The 23,085-nt window shown below is 41.3% G+C and carries 21 protein-coding genes; 16 read left to right on the forward strand and 5 right to left on the reverse strand.

Features of this window, described 5'->3' with window-relative positions; all coding sequences use genetic code 11:
• Positions 1-65 precede the first annotated feature (65 nt).
• The 10 genes from nagK (at position 66) to NQT69_RS00140 (ending at position 9,807) form a co-directional block, all read left to right on the forward strand.
• The gene (gene nagK, locus NQT69_RS00095; protein ID WP_256825704.1) at positions 66-980 is read left to right on the forward strand and encodes an N-acetylglucosamine kinase; all 915 of its coding nucleotides are present in this window, start codon (positions 66-68) and stop codon (positions 978-980) included.
• A complete protein-coding gene (gene nagA / locus NQT69_RS00100) occupies positions 980-2,098 on the forward strand; it encodes an N-acetylglucosamine-6-phosphate deacetylase (protein WP_256825705.1) in 1,119 nt (372 codons plus the stop codon). The genes nagK and nagA overlap by 1 nt, the downstream gene beginning before the upstream one ends.
• A 62-nt stretch (positions 2,099-2,160) precedes the next feature.
• Positions 2,161-3,303, forward strand: a complete 1,143-nt coding sequence (gene nagX, locus NQT69_RS00105) for a transmembrane glucosamine N-acetyltransferase NagX (protein ID WP_256825706.1) — start codon at positions 2,161-2,163, stop codon at positions 3,301-3,303.
• A 216-nt stretch (positions 3,304-3,519) separates the two neighbouring features.
• Complete coding sequence (gene nagB, locus NQT69_RS00110) at positions 3,520-4,314, forward strand: glucosamine-6-phosphate deaminase (RefSeq protein WP_256825707.1); 795 nt, start codon at positions 3,520-3,522, stop codon at positions 4,312-4,314.
• 135 nt (positions 4,315-4,449) lie between these two features.
• Positions 4,450-5,373 (forward strand): NAD(+) diphosphatase, encoded by a 924-nt coding sequence (nudC, locus tag NQT69_RS00115; protein WP_256825708.1) that lies wholly within the window; start codon positions 4,450-4,452, stop codon positions 5,371-5,373.
• A 16-nt stretch (positions 5,374-5,389) separates the two neighbouring features.
• Positions 5,390-6,571 (forward strand): cystathionine beta-lyase, encoded by a 1,182-nt coding sequence (locus NQT69_RS00120; protein ID WP_256825709.1) that lies wholly within the window; start codon positions 5,390-5,392, stop codon positions 6,569-6,571.
• A 121-nt stretch (positions 6,572-6,692) separates the two neighbouring features.
• Positions 6,693-7,511 carry an ABC transporter permease gene (locus NQT69_RS00125; RefSeq protein ID WP_256825710.1) on the forward strand — a complete coding sequence of 273 codons (819 nt, stop codon included), beginning with the start codon at positions 6,693-6,695 and terminating at the stop codon, positions 7,509-7,511.
• Positions 7,508-8,419 carry an ABC transporter ATP-binding protein gene (locus NQT69_RS00130; protein ID WP_256825711.1) on the forward strand — a complete coding sequence of 304 codons (912 nt, stop codon included), beginning with the start codon at positions 7,508-7,510 and terminating at the stop codon, positions 8,417-8,419. The genes NQT69_RS00125 and NQT69_RS00130 overlap by 4 nt, the downstream gene beginning before the upstream one ends.
• Positions 8,419-8,793, forward strand: coding sequence for a PH domain-containing protein (locus tag NQT69_RS00135; protein WP_256825712.1), 375 nt, complete (start codon positions 8,419-8,421; stop codon positions 8,791-8,793). The genes NQT69_RS00130 and NQT69_RS00135 overlap by 1 nt, the downstream gene beginning before the upstream one ends.
• Positions 8,794-9,012: 219 nt before the next feature.
• Entirely contained in the window at positions 9,013-9,807 is a 795-nt protein-coding gene (locus NQT69_RS00140; protein WP_256825713.1) for a putative porin, read from the forward strand.
• Positions 9,808-9,869: 62 nt separating this feature from the next.
• Here the strand turns inward: NQT69_RS00140 and NQT69_RS00145 are convergent, their stop codons facing one another.
• Positions 9,870-10,646 carry a nucleoside-binding protein gene (locus NQT69_RS00145; protein ID WP_256825714.1) on the reverse strand — a complete coding sequence of 259 codons (777 nt, stop codon included), beginning with the start codon at positions 10,644-10,646 and terminating at the stop codon, positions 9,870-9,872.
• A gap of 88 nt (positions 10,647-10,734) precedes the next feature.
• Complete coding sequence (locus NQT69_RS00150; protein WP_256826705.1) at positions 10,735-12,048, reverse strand: Na+/H+ antiporter NhaC family protein; 1,314 nt, start codon at positions 12,046-12,048, stop codon at positions 10,735-10,737.
• A 268-nt stretch (positions 12,049-12,316) separates the two neighbouring features.
• Between NQT69_RS00150 and dapB the strand changes: the two genes are divergently transcribed.
• From dapB to NQT69_RS00175, 5 genes are all read left to right on the forward strand, one after another.
• Positions 12,317-13,117 (forward strand): 4-hydroxy-tetrahydrodipicolinate reductase, encoded by an 801-nt coding sequence (gene dapB, locus NQT69_RS00155; RefSeq protein WP_256825715.1) that lies wholly within the window; start codon positions 12,317-12,319, stop codon positions 13,115-13,117.
• A 207-nt stretch (positions 13,118-13,324) separates the two neighbouring features.
• Positions 13,325-14,461 (forward strand): glutamine-hydrolyzing carbamoyl-phosphate synthase small subunit, encoded by a 1,137-nt coding sequence (gene carA / locus NQT69_RS00160; RefSeq protein ID WP_256825716.1) that lies wholly within the window; start codon positions 13,325-13,327, stop codon positions 14,459-14,461.
• 16 nt (positions 14,462-14,477) lie between these two features.
• Positions 14,478-17,696, forward strand: coding sequence for a carbamoyl-phosphate synthase large subunit (gene carB, locus NQT69_RS00165; RefSeq protein ID WP_256825717.1), 3,219 nt, complete (start codon positions 14,478-14,480; stop codon positions 17,694-17,696).
• 51 nt (positions 17,697-17,747) lie between these two features.
• A complete protein-coding gene (greA, locus tag NQT69_RS00170) occupies positions 17,748-18,224 on the forward strand; it encodes a transcription elongation factor GreA (protein ID WP_087531652.1) in 477 nt (158 codons plus the stop codon).
• Between the two features lie 156 nt (positions 18,225-18,380).
• Positions 18,381-19,424, forward strand: a complete 1,044-nt coding sequence (locus NQT69_RS00175) for a S66 family peptidase (RefSeq protein WP_256825718.1) — start codon at positions 18,381-18,383, stop codon at positions 19,422-19,424.
• Positions 19,425-19,463: 39 nt separating this feature from the next.
• On the opposite strand, the gene NQT69_RS00180 is transcribed toward NQT69_RS00175, so the two are convergent.
• Together NQT69_RS00180 and NQT69_RS00185 are read right to left on the reverse strand one after the other, a co-directional pair.
• Positions 19,464-20,120 (reverse strand): nitroreductase family protein, encoded by a 657-nt coding sequence (locus NQT69_RS00180; protein WP_256825719.1) that lies wholly within the window; start codon positions 20,118-20,120, stop codon positions 19,464-19,466.
• Positions 20,121-20,143: 23 nt separating this feature from the next.
• Positions 20,144-20,434: a putative quinol monooxygenase gene (locus tag NQT69_RS00185; protein WP_256825720.1), complete on the reverse strand. Its 291-nt coding sequence runs from the start codon at positions 20,432-20,434 to the stop codon at positions 20,144-20,146.
• A gap of 115 nt (positions 20,435-20,549) precedes the next feature.
• Between NQT69_RS00185 and NQT69_RS00190 the strand changes: the two genes are divergently transcribed.
• Positions 20,550-21,485, forward strand: coding sequence for a LysR family transcriptional regulator (locus NQT69_RS00190; protein WP_256825721.1), 936 nt, complete (start codon positions 20,550-20,552; stop codon positions 21,483-21,485).
• Between the two features lie 27 nt (positions 21,486-21,512).
• On the opposite strand, the gene NQT69_RS00195 is transcribed toward NQT69_RS00190, so the two are convergent.
• Positions 21,513-22,967 (reverse strand): serine hydrolase, encoded by a 1,455-nt coding sequence (locus NQT69_RS00195; RefSeq protein ID WP_256825722.1) that lies wholly within the window; start codon positions 22,965-22,967, stop codon positions 21,513-21,515.
• Positions 22,968-23,085: the final 118 nt, after the last annotated feature.

The raw sequence follows: 23,085 nt of genomic DNA on the forward strand, positions 1-23,085 counted from the left end.
TCGCATTAATACAATAAAAAAAGTGCGATTGAAACAAATATAAAACGAAGGTTAGAGGTCGTTAGATGATGGCTAAGAGTGCGAATGAGGACCAATTGTTTATTGGTATCGATGGTGGCGGAACAAAATGCCGTGCAACTATTTACTCTGTACAACATGGGGTATTAGGAACTGGTCTTGGCGGCCCCGCGAATCCATTACATGGGTTAGAGCGCACATTAGAGTCAATAATGGTGTCTACACAACTGGCTATGCGAGATGCTGGTTTACCGCTAGAAAATATTCATCAAATTTATGCTGGCCTTGGTTTAGCAGGCGTAAATTTACCAAGCTTATATGAAAAAATTTCTGAATGGGAACACCCATTTAAACAAATGTTTTTAACCACAGATCTGCATACTGCTTGTATCGGCGCTCATGATGGTGGTGATGGTGCGGTCATAATCACTGGCACCGGTTCTTGTGGATTTTCATATGTACAAGGTCAGTCAGTAAATTATGGCGGTCATGGCTTTGCCCTTGGTGACAAAGGCAGTGGTGCGTGGATGGGGTTAGAAGCAATAAAAGCTGCATTAGTTGACCTAGATGGCCTAGGGCCAAAAACATTACTAACAGCCACAATTAAAGAATACTTTAATACAGAAAATGCAATGGGTATTGCAGAGCAAATGGCTGGTCAACCGTCTAGCAGTTATGCCAAACTTGCACGATATGTATTTGATGCTGCAAATCAAAAAGATGAAGTAGCCTTAAGCATTGTAATTGAAGGCGCAGCCTACGTAAGTCAATTAGCGCACCGTTTATTAGAGAATAACCCACCGCGTTTATCTATGATTGGCGGACTTGCTGAGCCATTAAATCAATGGCTTGACCCTGTTATTGCAAAGCTGGTTGAAGCACCAATACAACCACCAGAAATGGGCGCTATTTACTTTGCGCAACAATCAGTTTTAGAACAAAATCAAAAGGTAGCTTTGTAATGAAAACGTTTTACCGTGCTGAATGCTTATTTACAGGTGAAAACTTTATTGATGACGCTTTATTCAGTGTAGAAGAGGGTGTATTTACATTAGAAAGTGATACTCAAAGTAGTGTAATTGAGCTGGATGGCTTGGTTGCGCCTGGCTTTATTGATGTACAAGTTAATGGCGGCGGCGGTGCATTTTTTAATGCTGAGCAAACCCCACAGTGTTTAGATAGAATCGCCAAAGCACACGGGCAATTTGGTAGTACTGCCTTAATGCCAACGCTAATCACTGATAAAGTTGAAATCATGCAAGCCGCAGCAGACGCCACAGCACAGGCAATTAGCGAGGGTGTCTCCGGCGTTTTAGGTATTCATTTTGAAGGCCCACATTTGTCTTTTCCAAAAAAAGGCACACACAGTGAACAGTTTATACGGCCAATCAGCGAACAAGAATTTGCAATATATGCCCGCCAAGACCTAGGCATTAAAATGGTTACTCTGGCACCAGAGAATGTCAGCATTGCTGATATTGAACGCTTAGTTGAGTGTGGTGTAAAGGTGTCTATTGGGCACACGAATGCCGATTATAATACTACTATGGCCGCATTGAACGCAGGGGCTGATGGTTTTACTCATTTATATAACGCAATGTCTGCGTTTACCTCGCGTGAGCCAGGCGTGGTTGGCGCTGCTTTATGGCACGATAACAGCTGGTGCGGTTTAATAGTGGATGGTCATCACGTGCATCCTTTATCAGCTCAATTGGCAATACGCACTAAGCAGCGTGGCAAAATTATGTTAGTAACAGATGCCATGCCACCTGTTGGCACTGATGATATGGAATTTGACTTTTTCGATGGTCGTAAAGTGATCAGAACCGGCGATAGACTTAACTCTAGCACTGGTGAGCTTGCAGGCAGTGTGCTTGATATGGCCAGCGCTGTCAGAAATACAGTGAATTCATTAGATATAAGCCTAGCAGAAAGCTTACGAATGGCGGCACTGTATCCCGCCCAGTATTTAAACCTCAAGAAAAAGGGACGTTTACTTGATGGCTTTGATGCAGACTTTGTGGTGCTTGATGAGCACCAATATGTCAAAGCCACTTATATTGCAGGTAAAGCAATTTAACGTTTCCCTGGAAAAACCCCGCCGTAGTATCGCGGGGCTTTTTGTTTTAAGAGTAGATAAATATGACAGCAACAGACACACAGCCAAAACCAGCTAAAAAACGTTTAGCATCATTAGATGCATTACGTGGTATGGACATGTTTTGGATTTTAGGCGGGCAATCAATTTTTGCCGCTTTATTTGTATTAACAGGTTGGACTGGTTGGAAGGCGTTCGAGGCGCACACGGTTCACAGCCAATGGCATGGTTTTACATTTTACGATTTAATTTTTCCGTTATTTATATTTTTATCTGGTGTGGCGATGGGGTTGGCACCAAAGCGCATTGATCACCTGCCATGGCAAGAGCGCAAAGTATTTTATCGCAAAGCCATAAAACGATTACTTTTGTTGTCGGCTTTAGGCGTAATGTATAACCATGGCTGGGGGACTGGTATTCCTTTGGCTTTCGATGAAATACGTTATGCCAGTGTGCTAGGGCGCATTGCTATCGCATGGTTCTTTTGTGCCATGTTGGTTTGGCATACGAGTATTCGAACCCAAGTATTTACAGCCATTGGTTTGCTGCTTGGCTATTGGCTACTCATGTGCTTTATTCCTGTTCCGGGTGGGACTGCAGGTGACTTAAGTGCCGCGGGTAGCTGGAATGCATGGTTTGATAAATATTTTTTACCAGGAATTAGTTATCAAAATAGAGCCGTTGATCCAGAAGGCGTATTGTCAAACTTACCAGCTATTGTGAACGCGATGATTGGTGTATTTGCAGGTCAGCTAGTTGCTAAAGCAAGTAAAATTGGTGAGTGGAAAACGGCAGCAATTTTATTTGCAGCAGGGGTTATCAGTATTTGTTTAGGCTGGCTGTGGGATTTACAGTTCCCAGTAAATAAAGAGTTATGGACCAGCTCTTTTGTGCTTGTTACCGTTGGCTGGAGTGCCATATTACTGGCTGTATTTTATGCATTGGTCGATATTCTCAATGGACAAAAACTGGCATACCCGTTTGTGATCATTGGTGCTAACTCAATCATTATTTATTTAGCATCTAGCTTAGTTAATTGGGAGTTTGTCAGTCGTAGCGTATTTGGTGGCTTTATTTCGGCTGCTAGCGAGTCATGGCAGCCGCTCATCGCAGTGATTGCTTTATTACTAGTGCAAATGCTGGTATTGCACTGGATGTATAAACGTAAAATATTCGTCAGTGTTTAAACGAACTTTTATTAGTGAATAAAAAAATAGTTTTTTTATTCACTTTTACTTTACAAACTAATTGTAAATAGTAATAATGACAGCGTTGTCATAATGGTATTAACCTAGACTGATGTATCCCAGTTAGGTTTGATCTAAAGCCCGATTCGATTGCACGTGGAATTGGGTTTTAGATCCCATTTTTTCATCAACTAATTAATAACTGAGCAAACTAATATGCAAATAGTCATTTTGAATGATGCGGCAGCTGTAGCAGCTTATGGCGCAAATATCTTCGCAAAACAATTACAACAAAAACCAACATCAGTGCTCGGTTTAGCGACGGGTTCAACACCGGTTGCTTTATATCAACAATTAATCGCTAAAAATAAAGCCGGTGATATTTCTTTTTCTCAGGCTACGACGTTTAATTTAGATGAATACCTTGGCTTAACGGGCGAACACCCGCAAAGCTATCGCTTTTTTATGAACGAGCAATTGTTTGATCATGTTGATATCAATAAAGCGAATACCTTTGTGCCTCCGGGAGATGCGACAAACCCTGTAACAGCGTGCAAAGAATATGAAGACAAAATTAAAGCCGCTGGTGGTGTTGATGTGCAACTATTGGGGATAGGACGCAATGGTCATATTGGCTTTAATGAGCCATCGTCTGGCTTAACATCGCGCACTCGTGTGAAAACACTGACCAAGGCAACAATTGACGATAATGCACGTTTTTTTGCCGCTGACGAATACCAGCCTCACTTATCAATTACGATGGGGATTGGCACAATTTTAGAAGCAAAAAAAGTCGTGTTACTCGCAACTGGTGAAAATAAAGCTGATGCTGTGCTGGCGATGATTGAAGGGCCATTAATGGCTAAGTGTCCTGCATCTGCATTACAGCTCCATCAAGATGCCGTTATCGTGATTGATAAAGCGGCTGCGAGCAAACTTGAAGATTTAGAGTTTTATCAGCATATTGAAGCTGAAAATCAAAAGTTACAGGCGCAACTAGCAGCCTTGTAATAAGAACCTAATTTATTGTGTGTTCAAAAAAGCCCTTTGGGGCTTTTTTTTTGCCTGTTTTTTAGTTGATTAATCAATTGGGTTTAACACAGTGATATGTTAGTTTTAGCCATCTAAATAGCAAAAGGGGTAACAATGCTAAATTACAGTCACATGGCATTGGATCGCGGATCAAATTTACGAAAAGATACACAATGGTTAGCAGCGCAAAAAAATTCGCAAAGCCGCTGGTTATTAGTGCATAACAATCACACGCTTTTTGATAAAAACAGTGTAACCGTGACCTTTTTATCTCACGACAAAGTCAGTCACCTTAACTTAGAAAACAGTGTGTTTTTAGGTTTTGACGAACAAAAAATTAACCACTTTGCTTTGGACGTCAGTGAGCTAGATGAGGCTGACTTATTAGCGTTAAATTCTGGTGCTGAGTTTGTTGATATTCGTCGCTATGGCGCACAAGTGGATATGTTACATGGGTCAATGGCTGCACTGGCTCGAGGGTTATGCTACTGGCATGCCACACATAAATTTTGTGGTCGCTGCGGTACTGAAAATCAGCTAATTGAAGCCGGACACTCTCGCTTATGCGATAACCCTGAGTGTAAACATCAAACATTTCCTCGCACCGATCCTGCCGTTATTATGGTGGTGACCCGAAAATTTGCCGATGGAGTCGAGCGGTGTTTGCTAGGCCGCCAAGCGGTATGGGCTCCGGGTATGTATTCATCATTAGCTGGGTTTGTCGATCCTGGCGAAACCCTTGAGCAGGCTGTTGCGCGTGAAGTGATGGAAGAAGCAGGAATTGCTGTGAACAATGTTCGATACATAGCTTCACAACCTTGGCCTTTCCCGTCATCGATTATGCTTGGTTTCATCGCAGAAGCTCTAACAGAGACAATTCAAGTAGATAAAGATGAATTAGACGATGCCCAATGGTTTAGCCGTGAAGAGCTTAGTCAATTTGGTGATTGGCATGAGCAAGGGGAGCACTTGAAGTTACCTCGAACCGATTCTATTTCGCGCTATTTAATAAACTATTGGCTTAACCAAGAAGACTAATAAGTAAGGATTAATAATGACCGGTCAGACAAATAAAAACACACAATTAGTCAGCAGTGGTAGAAAAAAAGCCTACACCCATGGAGTTGTTAACCCTGTAGTACAGCGGGCATCCACAGTGGTGTTTGACTCTGTTGACGAACTTAAAAATGCGGCCAAAAAACGCGGCGATAAAACGCTTTTTTATGGGCGTAGAGGCACCACCACTCACTTTGCTTTGCAAGAGGCTATTACTGAGCTTGAAGGCGGTGAAGGTTGTGCGCTATATCCATGTGGTGCAGCAGCAATTAGCAGTGCACTTCTGGCATTTGTAAAAGCGGGCGATCATATACTCATGGTTGATACCGCTTATGAGCCAACACGGGATTTTTGCGATAAAATTCTAGCAGGCTTTGGTGTAGAGACGACCTATTACCCGCCCACTATAGGGGCGGGTATAAAGGCACTGATCAAAGAAAATACGAAAGTATTGTTTTTGGAATCACCAGGCTCAATCACCATGGAAATTCAAGATGTTCCTGCCATGGTTGCTGTTGCGAATGAGCGGGGCGTTATGACCATGTTAGATAATACCTATGGTAATGGCTTACATTATCGCCCATTAGAGCATGGGGTAGATATAAGTATTCAGGCAGCAACTAAGTACATTGTAGGTCATTCTGATGTCATGATGGGCGTAGCCGTCGCTAATAAAAAATATTGGCCAATATTACGAGAGCAATCTTACCTGTTGGGACAATGCACCTCAGCAGATGATGCTTACTTAGCACTTCGTGGACTCAGAACCATGGCCGTGCGACTAAATCAGCACGAGAAAGCAGCTATTGAAGTGGCGACGTGGCTAGAGCAACACAATCTAGTTGATCATATTCGTCATCCTGCATTTAGTACTTGTCCGGGGCATGAATTTTTTAAACGTGACTTTGATGGTAGTAATGGTTTGTTTTCATTTGTAATGAAGCAAGGTAATCAACGCGCCATTGATGCATTTTTAGATAGTTTACAGCATTTTAAAATGGGCTTTTCATGGGGCGGGTTTGAAAGTTTAGTCACCGCTAATTTAACTATGAAGAATTTACGCTCTGCAACAGGCTGGGAGCAAGGGCCTGTTATTCGCTTACATATAGGCCTTGAAGATGTGGATGATTTGATTGCTGACTTAAGCCAAGCACTGGAGATATATCAGCAGCACCTTTAATGTTTTTTAGTTACTTTTAATGTATTGTTACAAAGCTCACCGTCGGTGAGCTTTTTTTTGCTAGTAATTCAACACGTTTGCCCTTAGTGTAATAACTATATTGTATTAAAGAGGAACACTCGTGAGCCAATTACATCCCCAGCGATTAATTAAAATTGCGCAGTTTGAGCTCGTCAGATTATTTTTAACCAAGCGAGGACTGTTAGCCGTAGCGGCTTTTACCATTTGTTGGCTACTCGTTTTACGCTACCCGATAGGGCAAGCGGTTAGTATTATTAGCTCGCCAGAAATGGCTGAACTAGCTAAACAGGTGTTTGGTGCAATAGGGTTAAGTAAATTGCTTGATTGGCCAGAAGCAGAACTTGCGATGTACTGGCTTATTGCTTTATATAGCTTTCCCTGTTTTTGCTTGTTTATATGCAGCGACCAAATTGTCGGTGATAAACAACGAGGTACTCTGCGCTTTTTAACTCTTCGTGCAACTAGAAATGAAATCTTATTGGGACGGTTTTTAGGCCAAGTATTGATATTAGCCGCGTTAATGGCTGTAACACTGATTGCAACATTAGCTGTTATGGTGTTTAGAGATGCCAGTTTATTAATGCATGGCCTCAGCCGCGGTTTTATTATGTTGTGTTACTTGATTGTGGCCGTCATGCCTTTTATCGCGTTAATGGCACTACTAAACACGTTTGCTCGTTCTGCTAGACTAGCATTGGTGCTGGCTATTTTATTTTTTGCCCTAGGCAATATTGTTATTGGCATTTTAGCTTGGCAAATACCTGCGCTAAGCGTCCTTGATTATCTATTCCCAGGGGTACAACTTGATCAAATGGCGGGACAAAATTCAAGCATGTTTAGCAGTTTAGGTATACCGCTACTGCAAAGCGCTATTTTACTCCTTGTTGCGCAACGTATCTTTCTAAGGAGTTCGCTATGAGTACGTTAATACAAGCACAATCATTAACTAAACGTTATGGCAGTAAGCTGGCATTAGATGATGTTAGCTTTGAGATAACAAAAGGTGCGCCTGTTGCATTAGTGGGGCCTAATGGGGCGGGTAAAACCACCTTATTTAGTTTGTTATGTGGCTATATATTACCAACACATGGGCAGCTCAATATTTTAGGTCAGAAGCCTGGCAGCAGTGCATTATTTGGCAAACTCAGTGCGCTCCCACAAGATGCGCAATTAGATCCGCGTTTTAGTATTACACATCAGCTTGCCTTTTATGGTCAGTTACAAGGACTATCCGCCAAGCAAAGCCAGACTGAGGCATTGCGAGTACTTGATTTAGTAGGCTTAACTGAAGTTGCACAGCAACGCTCTGATGACTTATCTCACGGCATGAGAAAACGTGTCACAATTGGTCAAGCGCTTATTGGCAAACCTGAAATTGTTATGCTCGATGAAGCAACGGCCGGTCTTGATCCTATTCATGCAAGAGAAGTTCGTGAGTTAGTGGCTAATCTCAGTGATGAAGCTACATTTATTTTAAGTTCTCATGATCTCACTGAACTAGAGAGGCTTTGTGGTCAAGTGTTACACCTCAATAAAGGCACATTAACAGAGCATCAGGCAAATAATACGCAGCAACAAACTCAGCATTTTATGACTATATTATTTGCCCAGAACTACGATCATATTGAACGCACGATACAAACACTGCCAGCCGTTAGTCGGGTGTATATGAGCCAAGCTAAAGAATATGTAATCGAGTATCAAAAATCAGATGACTTGTTCGATATTGATCTGCTTAACTTTTGCCATCAACAAGGCTGGCGTTATCGTCACTTAGTAAATGGCCACACTTTAGAAAATCAAATTTTTACACAGGAGAAAGTATAATGGGTTTATTCAGCGGATTAATGGGCAATGCCAGTGAAGTCGATGATAGCGATTTAGAAAAAGTATTAGCAAATACTATGATTGACGGCGAGCAGGTCGAGAAAGCTTACAAAGTAGTACGTGATATGTTTATTTTTACCAATAAACGCCTAATTTTAATTGATAAGCAAGGCGTAACGGGTTCAAAAATGGAGATGATCAGCATCGCTTACTCAAAAATCACTAAATTTAGTAAAGAAAGTGCCGGGCACTTTGACCTCGATGCTGAGCTTAAAATATGGGTGGGCTCTGATCCAACACCTATTAGTAAAGATTTTAAAGCCGGTGACAATATTAATGAAGTATATAAAATAATCTCAACATACGCTTTATAATCACCTGATATTGAAGATGTTTTACCTTTATTGATGCCAGCACTTTGGTGTGCTGGCAAACTTTTTATTTACATTTACCTACAGTTTATTACAATTAGTTCTTTAGAAACAATAGCTTGGTTAAGTTTTCGTTCAGTTTCCCCGCGTTAGCATGCACCCGTCTTAGTCAACAGGCTAGGCAAATCAGCATTGTAACAATTTTAATAGGGAAATCTTATCATGAAAAAATTAGCAGTTATTATCTCGAGCATTCTTCTATCTAGCGCCGCGACTGCTGCGGATAGCTACAACTCAATTAGCCATGTGGGATATAAAGATGCCGATGGTAATGACATCATCTCAGCTGATACGGCTTATTACTTTTCACCACGTGAAACTTTAGGTCCATACGATCAATTTGCATACCTTGAGCAAATCACTAATGTTTACGCTAAATATTTGGATGATGATTTTGGTGATAAGCTAGCGTTGGGTGGCGAATACTATATTAAAGACTTTGTGTTTGGTGCAGGTTATACCAATTATGATTCTGACGTTGCTTCAAGCATTGATCAATTCAATGTGTCAGCGGGGTATTTCTTCAATCCAAATGTGTTATTAAAAGCTACTTTTTACGATATCGAAGATAATGAAAACCAAGTTATGTTTGATCTTGTTTATAATCATGAGCTTAATAGCACAGATTACATTGGCTTTACGCTAACCAGTGATGATGAGTTTGATTACCGTGCAGTGAATGCTAAATACTTCATGGATCTTCAACAAGGTAACTACCTAACTGTTGAAGGGACTATCTCAGACACTGATGGCGTAGGTAGCTCATGGGAACTAGGCTCTAACTACTACTTCTCAAAAGCAACATCTGCATTTGTTACGTTTAACAAAAACGATGACTACAGCTTTGGTGCACAACATTTCTTCAACAAGAATATTGGCTTAAAAGCGGGTTACGCGAATAACTGGGATGATTCAGATTATGATGCTTACTTTGCAAATGTAAGCTTACAGTTCTAATAGCATAAATAAAAAAAGCCTACATCACGTAGGCTTTTTTCATTTCATCACGAAGGGGTTATTTAAAATGTCCACTCTACGTGAAATTGAGGTACTGACTCGGTCGTATCAGTACCTAACTTGTTATGCCAATATTGCCATTCTAAACCTAGCAATAAGGTATTTTCTTTCATATTCATAGCATGGCCTAAATCCCAAGTTATAATAGGTTGAGCTAATATCCACGCTTTTACATCTTCACCAAACTCATTCTCACGCGCAGCAATGTATTCTACATGGCCAGTAACATTGAATTTTTGTGAGCCGATAGCAAAGGGATACCCCCATGCAACATCCAACATCCAACTATTGCTTTCAGTGGGTGCGCCACCACGGGCTACCCCATCATTATCATCAATATAGGCCGTCACTAATGTTGATAAAAAAGTAAAACCAGGCGCTTGCCAGTTTACTTTGACACCGGGTAAATACTTTAACACTTTAGAGTCGCCCGCAGCATTAAAGCCAGCCGTTAGGCCAATATCGGCAATCGCACCGTACGACATATCGTTGCCAGAGATTTTTGACAAGCTAAAAGTTGAGTACCATTCACCATAAAAATCTTTATCTTGATAGCCATCATCGGTGGCATCATTAATGTAGTCTATAAAGAAAAAGTTATCACCATAGTCATAGGCTGATGCATGTTGCAGTGATGCGATGGTGGTATTTGATTCTTGCCCAGTGAATGGGTTTTTAAAATCACCATTGTTAAGGTGTAACGCGGTGTTGCTCCAATTAGCCGCTTGGCTTGCGGTGCTTGCCAAGCAAATGGCAGCAAAGATGACGGTTTTGTTCAATGTATTATCTCGAATCTAAAGGTTGTTGATTAATCCAAAAACGAGATTATAGCAGATACGTTAAAAGTTAGCGTATCTGCTTAAAAAATTATGCTTTATTTCGGCGCAGGCAAATGACTGTAATCGCTGTAAACGCGAGAATAAAACAGTAGTATGATGATGTAGATACTTCCCACGGGCTGATTTTAAATGTTGCTCCCAATAACAATGCTTGCGCACCGTAGGGGAGAGAGCCTTGCGTTACACAGGCAAATATATCCAACAAACTGGCTGAGCGTTTACCGCTGATTTCACCGTCATCCGCTAGCTTCTTAGCGATAGGACCTGCGACAATAATAGACACTGTGTTGTTAGCTATACATAAGTTACTAGTCATAACGAGGGCCGCAATACCTAATTGATCAGCTACCTTTCTATGCCATTTAGCAATAACTTTAGTAATTGCTTGAATTTTTTGTGCGATATAATCAAGGCCGCCGTTAATACGAATAAACTCAGACAAACCACCAATAAACATCGATAGCAAAAATATTTCCTGCATATCGGTAAAGCCTTTATAGATGTCTTTTACAAAACTGGCGCCTTCATAACTACCGGTAAAGCCCATTAATGCCGCAAATATAATACCGCTAAACAACACCACAAATACGTTAAAGCCCATTACCGCGAGCACTAAAATAAAGGCATATGGCAGGACTAATAAAATATCGTAATCTTTGGTTTCTACCGCTTGTGCTGCTGGAGTCAAAAAGAATAATAAGCCAATAGTTAGGATAGCTGCAGGCAAAGCAATTTTTAAGTTCTCGCGAAACTTGTCTTTCATTTCACAGCCCTGGGTACGAGTGGCGGCAATAGTGGTATCAGAAATGATTGATAAGTTATCACCAAACATTGCACCTGAAACAATCGTACCTGCCATTAACGCAGGATCAATACCTGTTTTAATTGATACAGCATAAGCTATCGGGCCAATCGCCCCGATAGTACCCATAGAGGTACCCATAGCAGTTGAGACAACCGCGGCAATTAAAAATAAACCAGGCAGTAATAAAGCGGGAGGAATAAGCGATAAACCTGCATTTACCACTGCATCAACACCACCAGTGGCACCTGCTACAGCAGAAAATGCACCTGCGAGTAGGTAGATTAAACACATGGTAATAATATTGTTGTGACCAGCGCCTTTAATAAAAGTCTCAACACTGTGATTTATGGTGTTTTTATTGAGGATAAACGCCAGCATAATCGCAGGCAAAATTGCAACAGGGGCAGGGAGCTGATAAAAAGCGTAATCAACCCCTTGTGATTGTAAGTATAAACCAGCGCCTAAAAATAAGGCCACGAAGGTAAGTAGGGGTAGCAAAGAGAGCTTTGCATTCGTTTTATTAAATGATGGCTGCATCATATTCCTCGTTAGATAACTCATAGACAACTAGGGCAGCCAAAATATCCTTCTTTTAGCAGCATTTAGTTGTTTTTCTTACCACAATGATAAGTAACTCAACAGCGCCCGCAAGCCAAAGACCAAATCGGCGCAAAAGAGAAGTTTAAATGTATAGATGGCTAAAGTCTATGGGTATCTGTTATTATTATTTTTTAAAAGGGTTACCTGACTATTACACGAGTTTTAGATAAAATCTAGTTCACTTAATTTTGCAAAGGTTATTAATATGAATCGAATTGGCGTATTTGGCGCAAACGGAAGAATGGGGTTGGCATTAGTAGAAGCCGCACACAAAAATAACAATGCCGAGTTAGCAGCTGCCTATGTTCGTAGTAGTTCACCTTTGCTGAATATTGCAGTTAATCAATTAAATAGTGCAGCGCCTTTAGCTGTGACGTTTAGCGATGAACGAGAAGTGGCTGATGATATTGATGTGTTAATCGACTTTACGCTCCCAGCGGGTATGCGTAATCACTTAAAAACAGCGCTAGCAAACAATATCGCCATGGTGATAGGCACCACTGGTTTGAACGATGATGATATGCAAGCACTCAATGAAGCTGCAAAGCATATTCCAATCGTTTTTGCGCGTAATTATAGCGTTGGTGTTAATTTACTGCTTAACTTAGTGCAAACCGCTGCGACCAAGTTTGGTGATGATCTTGATATCGAAATCTTTGAGGCGCATCACCGCCATAAAATTGATGCGCCATCAGGAACTGCATTAGCCATTGGTGAATCAATTGCACAGGCAAAAGGGTGGCAGCATGATGAAGTTGCAGTGTATGACCGTAGCCAAGTTGAACAAGCTAAATCACAAAAAGAAATCGGTTATTCAGTGCTTAGAGGTGGCGACATAGTTGGTGAACACACCGCATATTTCGCAACTTCTGGCGAAAGGCTTGAATTAACTCATAAAGCGAGTTCTCGAATGACCTTTGCGTTAGGTGCTGTAAGAGCTGCAGGCTGGTTGAAAAATAAACCAGCAGGACTTTATGATATGCAAGATGTGCTTGACTTGAAGTAGTTAAGGTGCATTTTTAGGGGTTTGAAGTGTTTTTTGGTTAATAGCGCTTATTTTTGCTAATTAATGAATTATCGTTAGACCTAAAGCGTAAATTACTATAAAATAGCGCCAATTTGCCAAAAATTCATAATTGCGTGTTTCCAATCGCTATAAACGGGTAGTAAAGCAAATGACTTTACTCCCGTTTTTTACTGTTAGGAGGTTAACTTGACTAAATCCGCTCTGTTAGTTCTAGAAGACGGCACAGTGTTTCGCGGTACTGCAATCGGCGCTGACGGCATGTCAGTCGGTGAAGTAGTATTCAATACGTCTATGACTGGTTATCAGGAAATTCTGACTGACCCTTCATACGCGGAACAAATCGTAACTTTGACGTACCCACATATCGGTAATACGGGTACTAACAGCGAAGACGAAGAAGCGGGTCACATTTGGGCTAAAGGCCTAGTGATCCGTGATTTGCCACTGCTAGCAAGTAATTTCCGTAACGAGCAATCGTTAGATGATTACTTAAAAGAACGTAATATCTTAGGTATTGCAGACATCGACACCCGTAAACTGACTCGTATTTTGCGCGATAAAGGCGCTCAAAACGGCTGTATTATTGCTGGTGACGAATTAGATGAAAACCAAGCGCTCGCAGCTGCGCAAGCCTTCCCAGGCTTAAAAGGTATGGATTTAGCAAAAGTAGTCTCAACCAAGGAAAATTTTGAGTGGCGTGAATCAAGCTGGACATTAGGCGCAGGGTTTAAAACCTTAGATGCAGCTGATGAAAAGTTTCATGTTGTAGCTTACGACTTCGGTGTAAAGCGTAATATCTTACGTATGTTAGTAGACCGTGGTTGTAAACTAACCGTTGTACCTGCACAAACCTCGGCAGCAGACGTGTTAGCACTAAACCCAGATGGTATCTTCTTATCAAATGGCCCAGGTGATCCAGAGCCATGTACCTACGCAATTGATGCAATCAAAGCCTTTTTAGAAACAGATACGCCAATATTTGGTATTTGTTTAGGTCATCAATTATTAGCATTAGCATCAGGTGCAAAAACCGCAAAAATGAAGTTCGGTCATCATGGTGGTAACCACCCTGTAAAAGACTTAGACCGCGACGTTGTAATGATTACTGCGCAAAACCACGGTTTTGCAGCTGACGAAGCAAGCTTACCAGCTAACCTTCGTGCAACGCACAAATCATTATTTGACGGCACATTACAAGGTATTCACCGCACCGATAAGCCAGCGTTTAGCTTCCAAGGTCACCCAGAAGCAAGCCCAGGTCCGCACGATGCAGCCCCATTATTTGACCACTTCATCGACTTGATGCAAGCGCGTAACAACTAATTAGACTGGAGTAATAATGCCAAAACGTACCGATTTAAAAAGCATTCTTATCCTAGGCGCTGGCCCGATTGTAATCGGCCAGGCCTGTGAATTTGACTACTCTGGTGCTCAAGCGTGTAAAGCACTTAGAGAAGAAGGGTATCGAGTTATCTTAGTTAACTCAAACCCAGCAACAATTATGACTGACCCTGAAATGGCTGATGCGACGTACATCGAACCAATTCATTGGGAAGTTGTTGAAAAAATCATTGAAAAAGAAAAACCAGATGCAGTGCTACCAACTATGGGTGGTCAAACTGCGTTAAACTGTGCGCTAGATTTAGATAAGCACGGTGTACTGGCTAAGCATGGCGTTGAGCTGATAGGCGCAACGGCAGATGCAATCGACAAAGCAGAAAACCGCGAACGTTTCGATGTTGCAATGAAAAACATTGGCTTAGAATGCCCACGTGCTGAAATCGCTCACTCAATGGACGAAGCCCGCGATACAATGTCGCGTATTGGCTTGCCATGTATTATTCGTCCTTCTTTTACTATGGGCGGTACCGGTGGTGGTGTAGCTTATAACTTGGAAGAGTTTGAAGAAATCTGTGAGCGTGGTTTAGACCTTTCACCTACTAGCGAATTATTGATTGATGAATCATTAATTGGCTGGAAAGAATACGAAATGGAAGTTGTACGCGACAAAAAAGACAACTGCATTATCGTTTGTTCTATTGAAAACTTTGACCCAATGGGCGTGCACACCGGTGACTCAATCACTGTGGCTCCAGCACAAACCCTCACCGACAAAGAATATCAATTAATGCGTAACGCCTCTATGGCGGTACTACGTGAAATTGGTGTTGAAACAGGTGGTTCAAACGTACAGTTTGGTGTTAATCCAGTTGATGGCCGTATGGTTATCATCGAGATGAACCCACGTGTATCACGTTCATCGGCACTTGCTTCTAAAGCTACGGGATTCCCAATTGCTAAAATCGCAGCAAAGCTTGCTGTAGGTTACACCCTTGATGAGCTACAAAACGATATCACAGGCGGTAAAACACCTGCATCGTTTGAGCCTTCAATCGATTACGTAGTAACTAAGATCCCTCGCTTTAACTTTGAAAAATTTGCTGGTGCAAATGACCGTTTAACTACGCAAATGAAGTCAGTGGGCGAAGTTATGGCGATTGGCCGTAACCAGCAAGAGTCATTACATAAAGCATTACGTGGTCTTGAAGTAGGTGCAACGGGCTTTAATCCGATAGTGGCACTTGATGACCCGAAAGCAAAAGAAAAAATCATCCGTGAATTACGTGAGCCAGGCGCTGAGCGTATTTGGTACATTGCAGATGCAATGCGCCATGGTATGAGCGTTGATGATGTATTTGAACTGACTAAGATTGACCCTTGGTACCTTGTTCAAATCGAAGACATTCTTAAAGATGAAGCTAAAATCGCTGAAGTTGGTATGGCTGGTCTAAATGCTGACTTCCTACGTAAATTAAAGCGTAAAGGTTTTGCTGACCCTCGTATTGCTGAAATTGCGGGTGTATCAGAAGCTGAAATTCGTAAAAAGCGCCATCAGTTAAACATAGTGCCTGTTTATAAGCGTGTTGATACTTGTGCTGCAGAGTTTAGCTCCGATACCGCTTACATGTATTCATCATATGATGAAGAGTGTGAAGCGAACCCATCTGACCGCGATAAAATCATGGTTATCGGTGGTGGTCCTAACCGTATCGGTCAAGGTATTGAATTTGACTATTGTTGTGTTCACGCGGCGCTTGCACTTCGTGATGACGGTTATGAAACAATCATGGTTAACTGTAACCCTGAAACGGTTTCGACTGACTACGACACATCAGATCGCTTGTTCTTCGAACCAATTACTCTTGAAGACGTACTAGAAATTGTCCGTGTTGAAAAGCCAAAAGGCGTTATCGTGCAGTATGGTGGTCAAACACCACTTAAACTTGCCCGTGAGCTAGAAGCTAATGGCGTGCCAGTGATTGGTACTTCACCGGATGCAATCGACCGTGCAGAAGACCGTGAACGTTTCCAACAATTAGTTGAGCGTCTTGATTTACTGCAACCTGAAAACGCGACAGTAACGTCAACTGAAGAAGCGATTGCGAAATCAGCTGAAATTGGCTTCCCTCTAGTTGTACGTCCTTCGTATGTACTAGGTGGTCGCGCAATGGAAATTGTGTATGACGAACAAGATTTACGTCGTTACATGACTGAAGCGGTATCTGCATCAAATGAAGCGCCAGTTCTACTTGACCGTTTCTTAGATAACGCGATTGAAGTTGACGTTGACGCGATTTGCGACGGCGAGCAAGTGATCATTGGTGGTATCATGGAACACATTGAACAAGCGGGTGTTCACTCTGGTGACTCTGCATGTTCATTACCTGCGCATTCACTAACTCAAGAAGTGCAAGATGTTATGCGTAAGCAAGTAACAGATATGGCACTTGAGCTTGGTGTGGTTGGTTTGATGAATACCCAATTTGCTGTTAAAGATGGCAAAGTGTATTTAATCGAAGTGAACCCGCGTGCTGCTCGTACGGTACCATTTGTATCTAAAGCGACTGGTGTTGCACTTGCAAAAGTAGCGGCGCGTTGTATGGCGGGCCAATCTTTAGCAAGCCAAGGGATCACAAAAGAAGTGATTCCACCGTACTACAGTGTAAAAGAAGTAGTATTACCGTTTGCTAAGTTCCAAGGTGTTGACCCAATCCGTGGCCCAGAGATGCGCTCAACGGGTGAAGTAATGGGTGTTGGTGATACTTTCGCCGAAGCATTTGCAAAAGCACAATTAGGTGCAAGCAATACTTTACCACGCGGCGGTCGCGCGTTACTATCGGTACGTAATAGCGATAAGCCACGTATTGTCGAGCTAGCTAAAACCATGACAGAACTTGGTTTTAAGATAGATGCAACAGGTGGCACAGCCGAAGCCCTTAAAGCGGCCGGTATTGAAGTACGCCGTGTAAACAAAGTATTTGAAGGCCGCCCTCATATTCTTGATAACATCAAGAATAAAGAATACAGCTATATCGTAAATACGACCGAAGGTCGCCAAGCGATCGAAGACTCGAAGGTGTTGCGTCGTGGTGCTTTGCAAAACAAAACCAATTACACGACAACCTTGAATGCGGCATTTGCTAACTGTACTGCTAACCAAGCGGACGACCGTAGTAAAGTGACGTCAGTTCAAGAACTACATCAGCGATTGAACTAAGGAAATGTGCCAAGGCCGTCACTTACGGCCTTGGGATTAAGTGAGAAAAGTATGCAAACAATTCCGATGACAGTTCGAGGTGCAGAGTTACTGCGCAAAGAACTTAACGAATTAAAAACAGTTACCCGTCCAAAAATCGTTGCTGATATAGCAGATGCACGTGAACACGGTGACTTAAAAGAAAACGCTGAATATCACGCTGCGCGTGAGCAACAGGGTTTTTGTGAAGGCCGTATTCAAGAAATTGAAGCGAAGCTTTCAAACGTACAAATTATTGATGTAACTAAATTACCCAACACAGGTAAGGTTATCTTTGGCACTACAGTAACAATCGTTAATGTTGAAACTGATGCCGAAGTGACATACCAGATTGTGGGTGATGACGAAGCAGATATTAAAAACAATCGTATTTCGGTTAACTCTCCGATTGCACGTGGTTTAATTGGTAAGCAAGCAGATGATGCTGTGATCATTAAAACCCCTAACGGCGATGTTGAATACGAAGTTATCGAGGTTGAGTACGTTTAAATACTTTCCTGACTTTGCGTTTTAATAGAAACCGCTGCGTAACTGCAGCGGTTTTTTTATGCTCGTGCTAAATTAGACACAGCTTGATTATTCGGGTACGTTAGAGCCTGTAATACACAAACGTCGTAGTGGCGAAGAAATTTACCAAGGAGTTTTATGGAACCAATTATATTTCCTGCACCTTTGGAAAAAGGTGACAAAATTGCCATTTGTGCATTCTCAAGTTGTGTTGATGTACCTTTTCAGCCACGCTTAGACACAGTTTTAGCAGGGTTGCGTTCACGGGGTTTTGAAGTCATAGAAGGAAATTGTGTCAGAGAGCTTAAGTCAGCAAAAGATCGTGCTGATGAGTTAATGGCTTTTTTACACGATGATTCGATTGCTGCGATTATGCCACCTTGGGGCGGCGAACTGGCGATGGAGATATTACAATACATCGACTTCAATGCGCTTAAAAAATGCCGACCAAAATGGATTGTAGGTTTTTCAGATATCAGTACTTTTATGTGTGTTCTCACCGCTCGCTGTGGTTGGGCAACCTTGCATACTGCGAACCTAATGCAACTGCACCCAGATGAGAATAATCGTTTTTGTTTGCAAATTTTTGATATTTTAAGTCTGGAAAAAGGCGAACAGTTTGAGCAACTGCCAGCTGAGTTTTATCAAACAACGCCAATAGACTACGCTAAAAACCCTGATACTTTATTTGAACTAACCGAGCCCAGCCAGTGGCGTTGTTTAAACTATAAAGACAAAAGAGAAATAGAATTAACTGGGCGACTGTTTGGGGGTTGTTTAGATACCTTGAACGTATTACTTGCTACGCCTTACCTGGACTTACATAACTTTAAACAAACTTACGCCGCAGAGGGGCTAGTGCTCTATTTAGAAAATGCAGAGTTGTCACCGAGTGCGGTTGCGCGCAGTTTAATGGCATTGAAGCTAAATGGTGTGTTTGCAGATATTAATGGAATTATACTAGGGCGAAGTCCATTAGTTAAATCACCTTACCAAGACATTGATTATTACGATGCTATTGAATTTGCACTTGGTAAATGTATTTTCCCCGTTATTATTGATGCCGACATAGGCCATGTTGCACCAAATATGAGTTTAGTTAATGGTGCGTTTAGTACCTTAAAAGCAAGAATTAATAAAGGTATTGCCGATGAAGTGAGTTTAACAACTTCATTAAAATAAGGTGAGTAAGGCTCATGGTTGCCCATGAGCCTTCTGAATTTATAAAATATTGATAATATGCTCTTGTGCTAAACGTGACTTGGGCAGTTTAGCGTTGTAGTCTTCAGTGCTATCATGGTAACCAATGACTAAAGCTACATCGCAAATATAACCACCGAGCTCTTGTTTAAACTCTTCACCGATAAGATCTGCATCTACACCCTCCATTGGGGTTGAATCAATACCTAAACGTGCTGCTGCGTGCATAGTGTTACCCAGCGCAATATAAGTTTGTGCTTTGGTCCAAGTGGCATTATTACCAGCTTCATCAGTATTTAAATCTACAAAGGCGTAAGCACCAAATGCTTGCTCGCGATTTTCTGCGGGCGTACGCCCAATATTTACATCAGCATCGATGACTTTTGCATAATCTTCACGTGTGTAGTGTGGGTTATAAGCGAATAAAATCGTATGCGAAGCTGCTTTAATATGGGGTTGGTTAAATTGGAACTTATTAGCAAAAGTATTGTGCATACGCTCTTTAGCTTCATCAGATTCAATCACAATAAACTTCCAAGGTTGTGAGTTGATAGAGGATGGTGAAAGACGCATAGCCTCAATAAGTACCGCCAAATCTTGCTCAGAGACGCGTTTAGATGAGTCGTATTTTTTAGCGGTATAACGTGCTTCTAAATCTGCAATGATAGGGTGTGTCATTTTTCTTTCCTGTTTAAAACTGTTTACTTAATTAGGGTCAATTTATTAACAGTAAAATGCGCAATTGCGCCTTCTACCGTGGCTGAATACGCTTTTATATGCTCAGTTTGTGTATGTTCTGACCATAACTGAGCCGTTTTCCATTGTTCATACATTATAAAATGGCTTAAATTATCAACATCTTGGTGCAAGTCATAACGAATGCAACCCGGTTCTTTTCTGGTTTCGTCAATTAACTTAAATAGTGCGCTTTTTACTAATTCAATTTTATCTTGTTGGGCCACAATATTTGCTATAACGGTTAGCTGGTTCATTGTTAATCCTTAAGCGTATTAGAACGAATGTTTACTATGGATTGCATAATAGCCCTTGCATTGTTTTTGATAAACAGCATAATTATTGAATCATTATCAAAATAAAATAGATAATATGCAGTTAGATGATTTAAAACTGATATTGAAAGTTGCTGAGTTCAAAAGTATTACCTTAGCTGCGGCAAAACTTGATATGCGAACCGCCACAGCAAGTGCTGCCATCAAACGTGTAGAAGCGGCATTAGGTATTGATCTATTTGTACGCACAACACGCCATCTAAGACTCTCAGCAGCAGGAGAGCGATACATACCACAATGCGAGCAAGCTTTAGCTGTGCTTGAAAACGCACGGCAAAACTTAAAAGGCGAACACGATGAAATTGAAGGTGAGCTGAGAGTCGCGCTATCGTCTGATTTGGGTCGCAATATAGTCATTCCATGGATTGATGAAATTATGGATAAGTACCCTAAGGTAAGCTTACGCGCACATATAAGCGACAGTAATATTGATTTTTACCGCGATTCTGTCGATATTGCACTTCGATATGGCTCACCGAGTGACGCAAACGTGTATGGATTTAAAATCTGCAATGTTCCACGTTTACTGTGCGCGACCAAAGAATACGTGCAGCAACATGGTAACCCTCAGCACCCAGACGAACTTAGCCAGCACCAAGGGCTGTTTTATCAGTTGCAAGATATTATCAATAATGTGTGGGAATTTACTGATGGTGATACTAAATTCAAAGTTAAAATGGATGGAATACGTGCCTCCAATGATGGGGATTTAGTGCGGCGTTGGTGTGTTGCAGGTAAAGGCATCGCAGTCAAATCAGCATTAGATATTGCCGATGACTTGCTAAATGATCGCGTGATCACGCTGATGCCCGGTTATCAACACACTTGTGGCGAACTTTGGTTAATATGCCCAAGCCGCCAATCCATTACGCCAGCAGTGAGATTGCTAAGAGATGCGTGCAGAGAAAAAGCTACTCGTTTGTTACAACAGTTAGTTGATAAAGGTGTTTTAGCTAAAAGTGCACTTGAGTGATGTTTTTCCAGCCAAGTGCATGTTGATTTAAAGTTTGCTGCTGAGTGCTTTAATTGCCTGGGATGCATTGTCACTCTTAGGGTCGAGCTTTAAAGTTTGTTGGTAAAACTCAAGTGACTTTGAAATGTTACCATCAGCTAAATATGCTTCCGCTAAACTGTCGTGGGCATTCGCAGAGTCTGGATTTGTTTGCACATTGAGTTGAAATACAGCAATGGCTTCTTTAACCATCTTCATTTCGAGTAGTTCATAGCCAAAATAATTAATTGAGCGCTCGCGTGGAGTATCACCACTAGAGACCAATTCTGCGTATTTCTTATTTAACTCACTAATACCACCACTTTTTATTGCCTGAAACAGCATGCTATCAACATTTTCGCTTGCTACCTCGTAAGATTTACCATAAACAATATTGGTCAGGCCTTTCGTCATAGGTGTGAGAGGGGCTCCGCCAGTGTTATTTAAAATCACGATGAGTAGCTGATCTTCCAATATACGACTAATAAATGCATTAAATCCATCTATACCGCCACCATGTTGTACTTGTGTTAGTGGTTTGCCATATTTATCACTATTTAATTGATTAACTTCCCAGCCAAATGCGTAATTACGTTGCTGCGTTACGGTATACATTTGCTTTTTTAGCTCTTCATTTATTAGCTTATTTGTATAAAGTGCTTGGTCCCATTTTACGAGATCGCGGGCGGTTGAATAGAGAGACCCCGCGGCATAGGGAATAGACATATCCAAATATTCAGCATTTGTGTAACCGTTCAAGTTATTATTATAGCCAGATGCACGTTGCGTGATTAGTTTTTCATGAGAATCATAGCCGGTATTGTGCATATTCAGCGGAGTAAAAATATTTTCTTGCAACACATCCTGATAACGTTGTTGAGTGACCTTTTCAATCACTGCACCTAAAATAAAGTAGCCTGAGTTGCTGTAGCGAAATTGTGTACCGGGCTCAAATAATAAATCATCACTGCATAACAGCGTTATAAACTCATCAACGCTGTAAGGGTTACGGCTATAATCACCTCTAAATGCTTTTGCATGGGTGTAATTACTTAGTCCTGATGTATGGTTAAGTATTTGGCGTATAGTAATTTTATTGCCAATATCTTTGCGGTAGTTGGGCAGGTAAGTGCTTAAAGGTGCATCGAGCTGTATTTTGTTTTGTTGAACCAACTGTAGAATGAGTAGGGCTGTAAATTGCTTTGTAATAGAGCCGATTCGAAACTTGGTCTGTGATGTATTTTTAATATCCCATTCAAAGTTTGCGTAACCATAGCTTTTTTCAAAAATAACTTCGCCGTGTTTGGCAACTAACACGTTACCATTAAATTGTTTTAACTCATGAAAGCCTTGTATGAAAGAGTCAATTTCTGTGGCTTTATTAGCGGCTAAGCTTATCGTAGATATAAAAAGTAAACTCATAGCTAATAATTGAGTTAGCCAAACTCTAGTCTTGTGACTCATAATTTCCCTTAATTATTATTGTATGTTTTAAATCAATTTTTAGCGTGATAAGTATAAAAAGTAAACTAGTTTCGTGTTGCATTTATGTGCTGAATTTGTTTGATTTTTGTTTTTGACA

Origin of the sequence: Pseudoalteromonas shioyasakiensis (assembly GCF_024518675.1) — a bacterium.
Classification (GTDB): Bacteria; Pseudomonadota; Gammaproteobacteria; order Enterobacterales; family Alteromonadaceae; genus Pseudoalteromonas; species Pseudoalteromonas shioyasakiensis_B.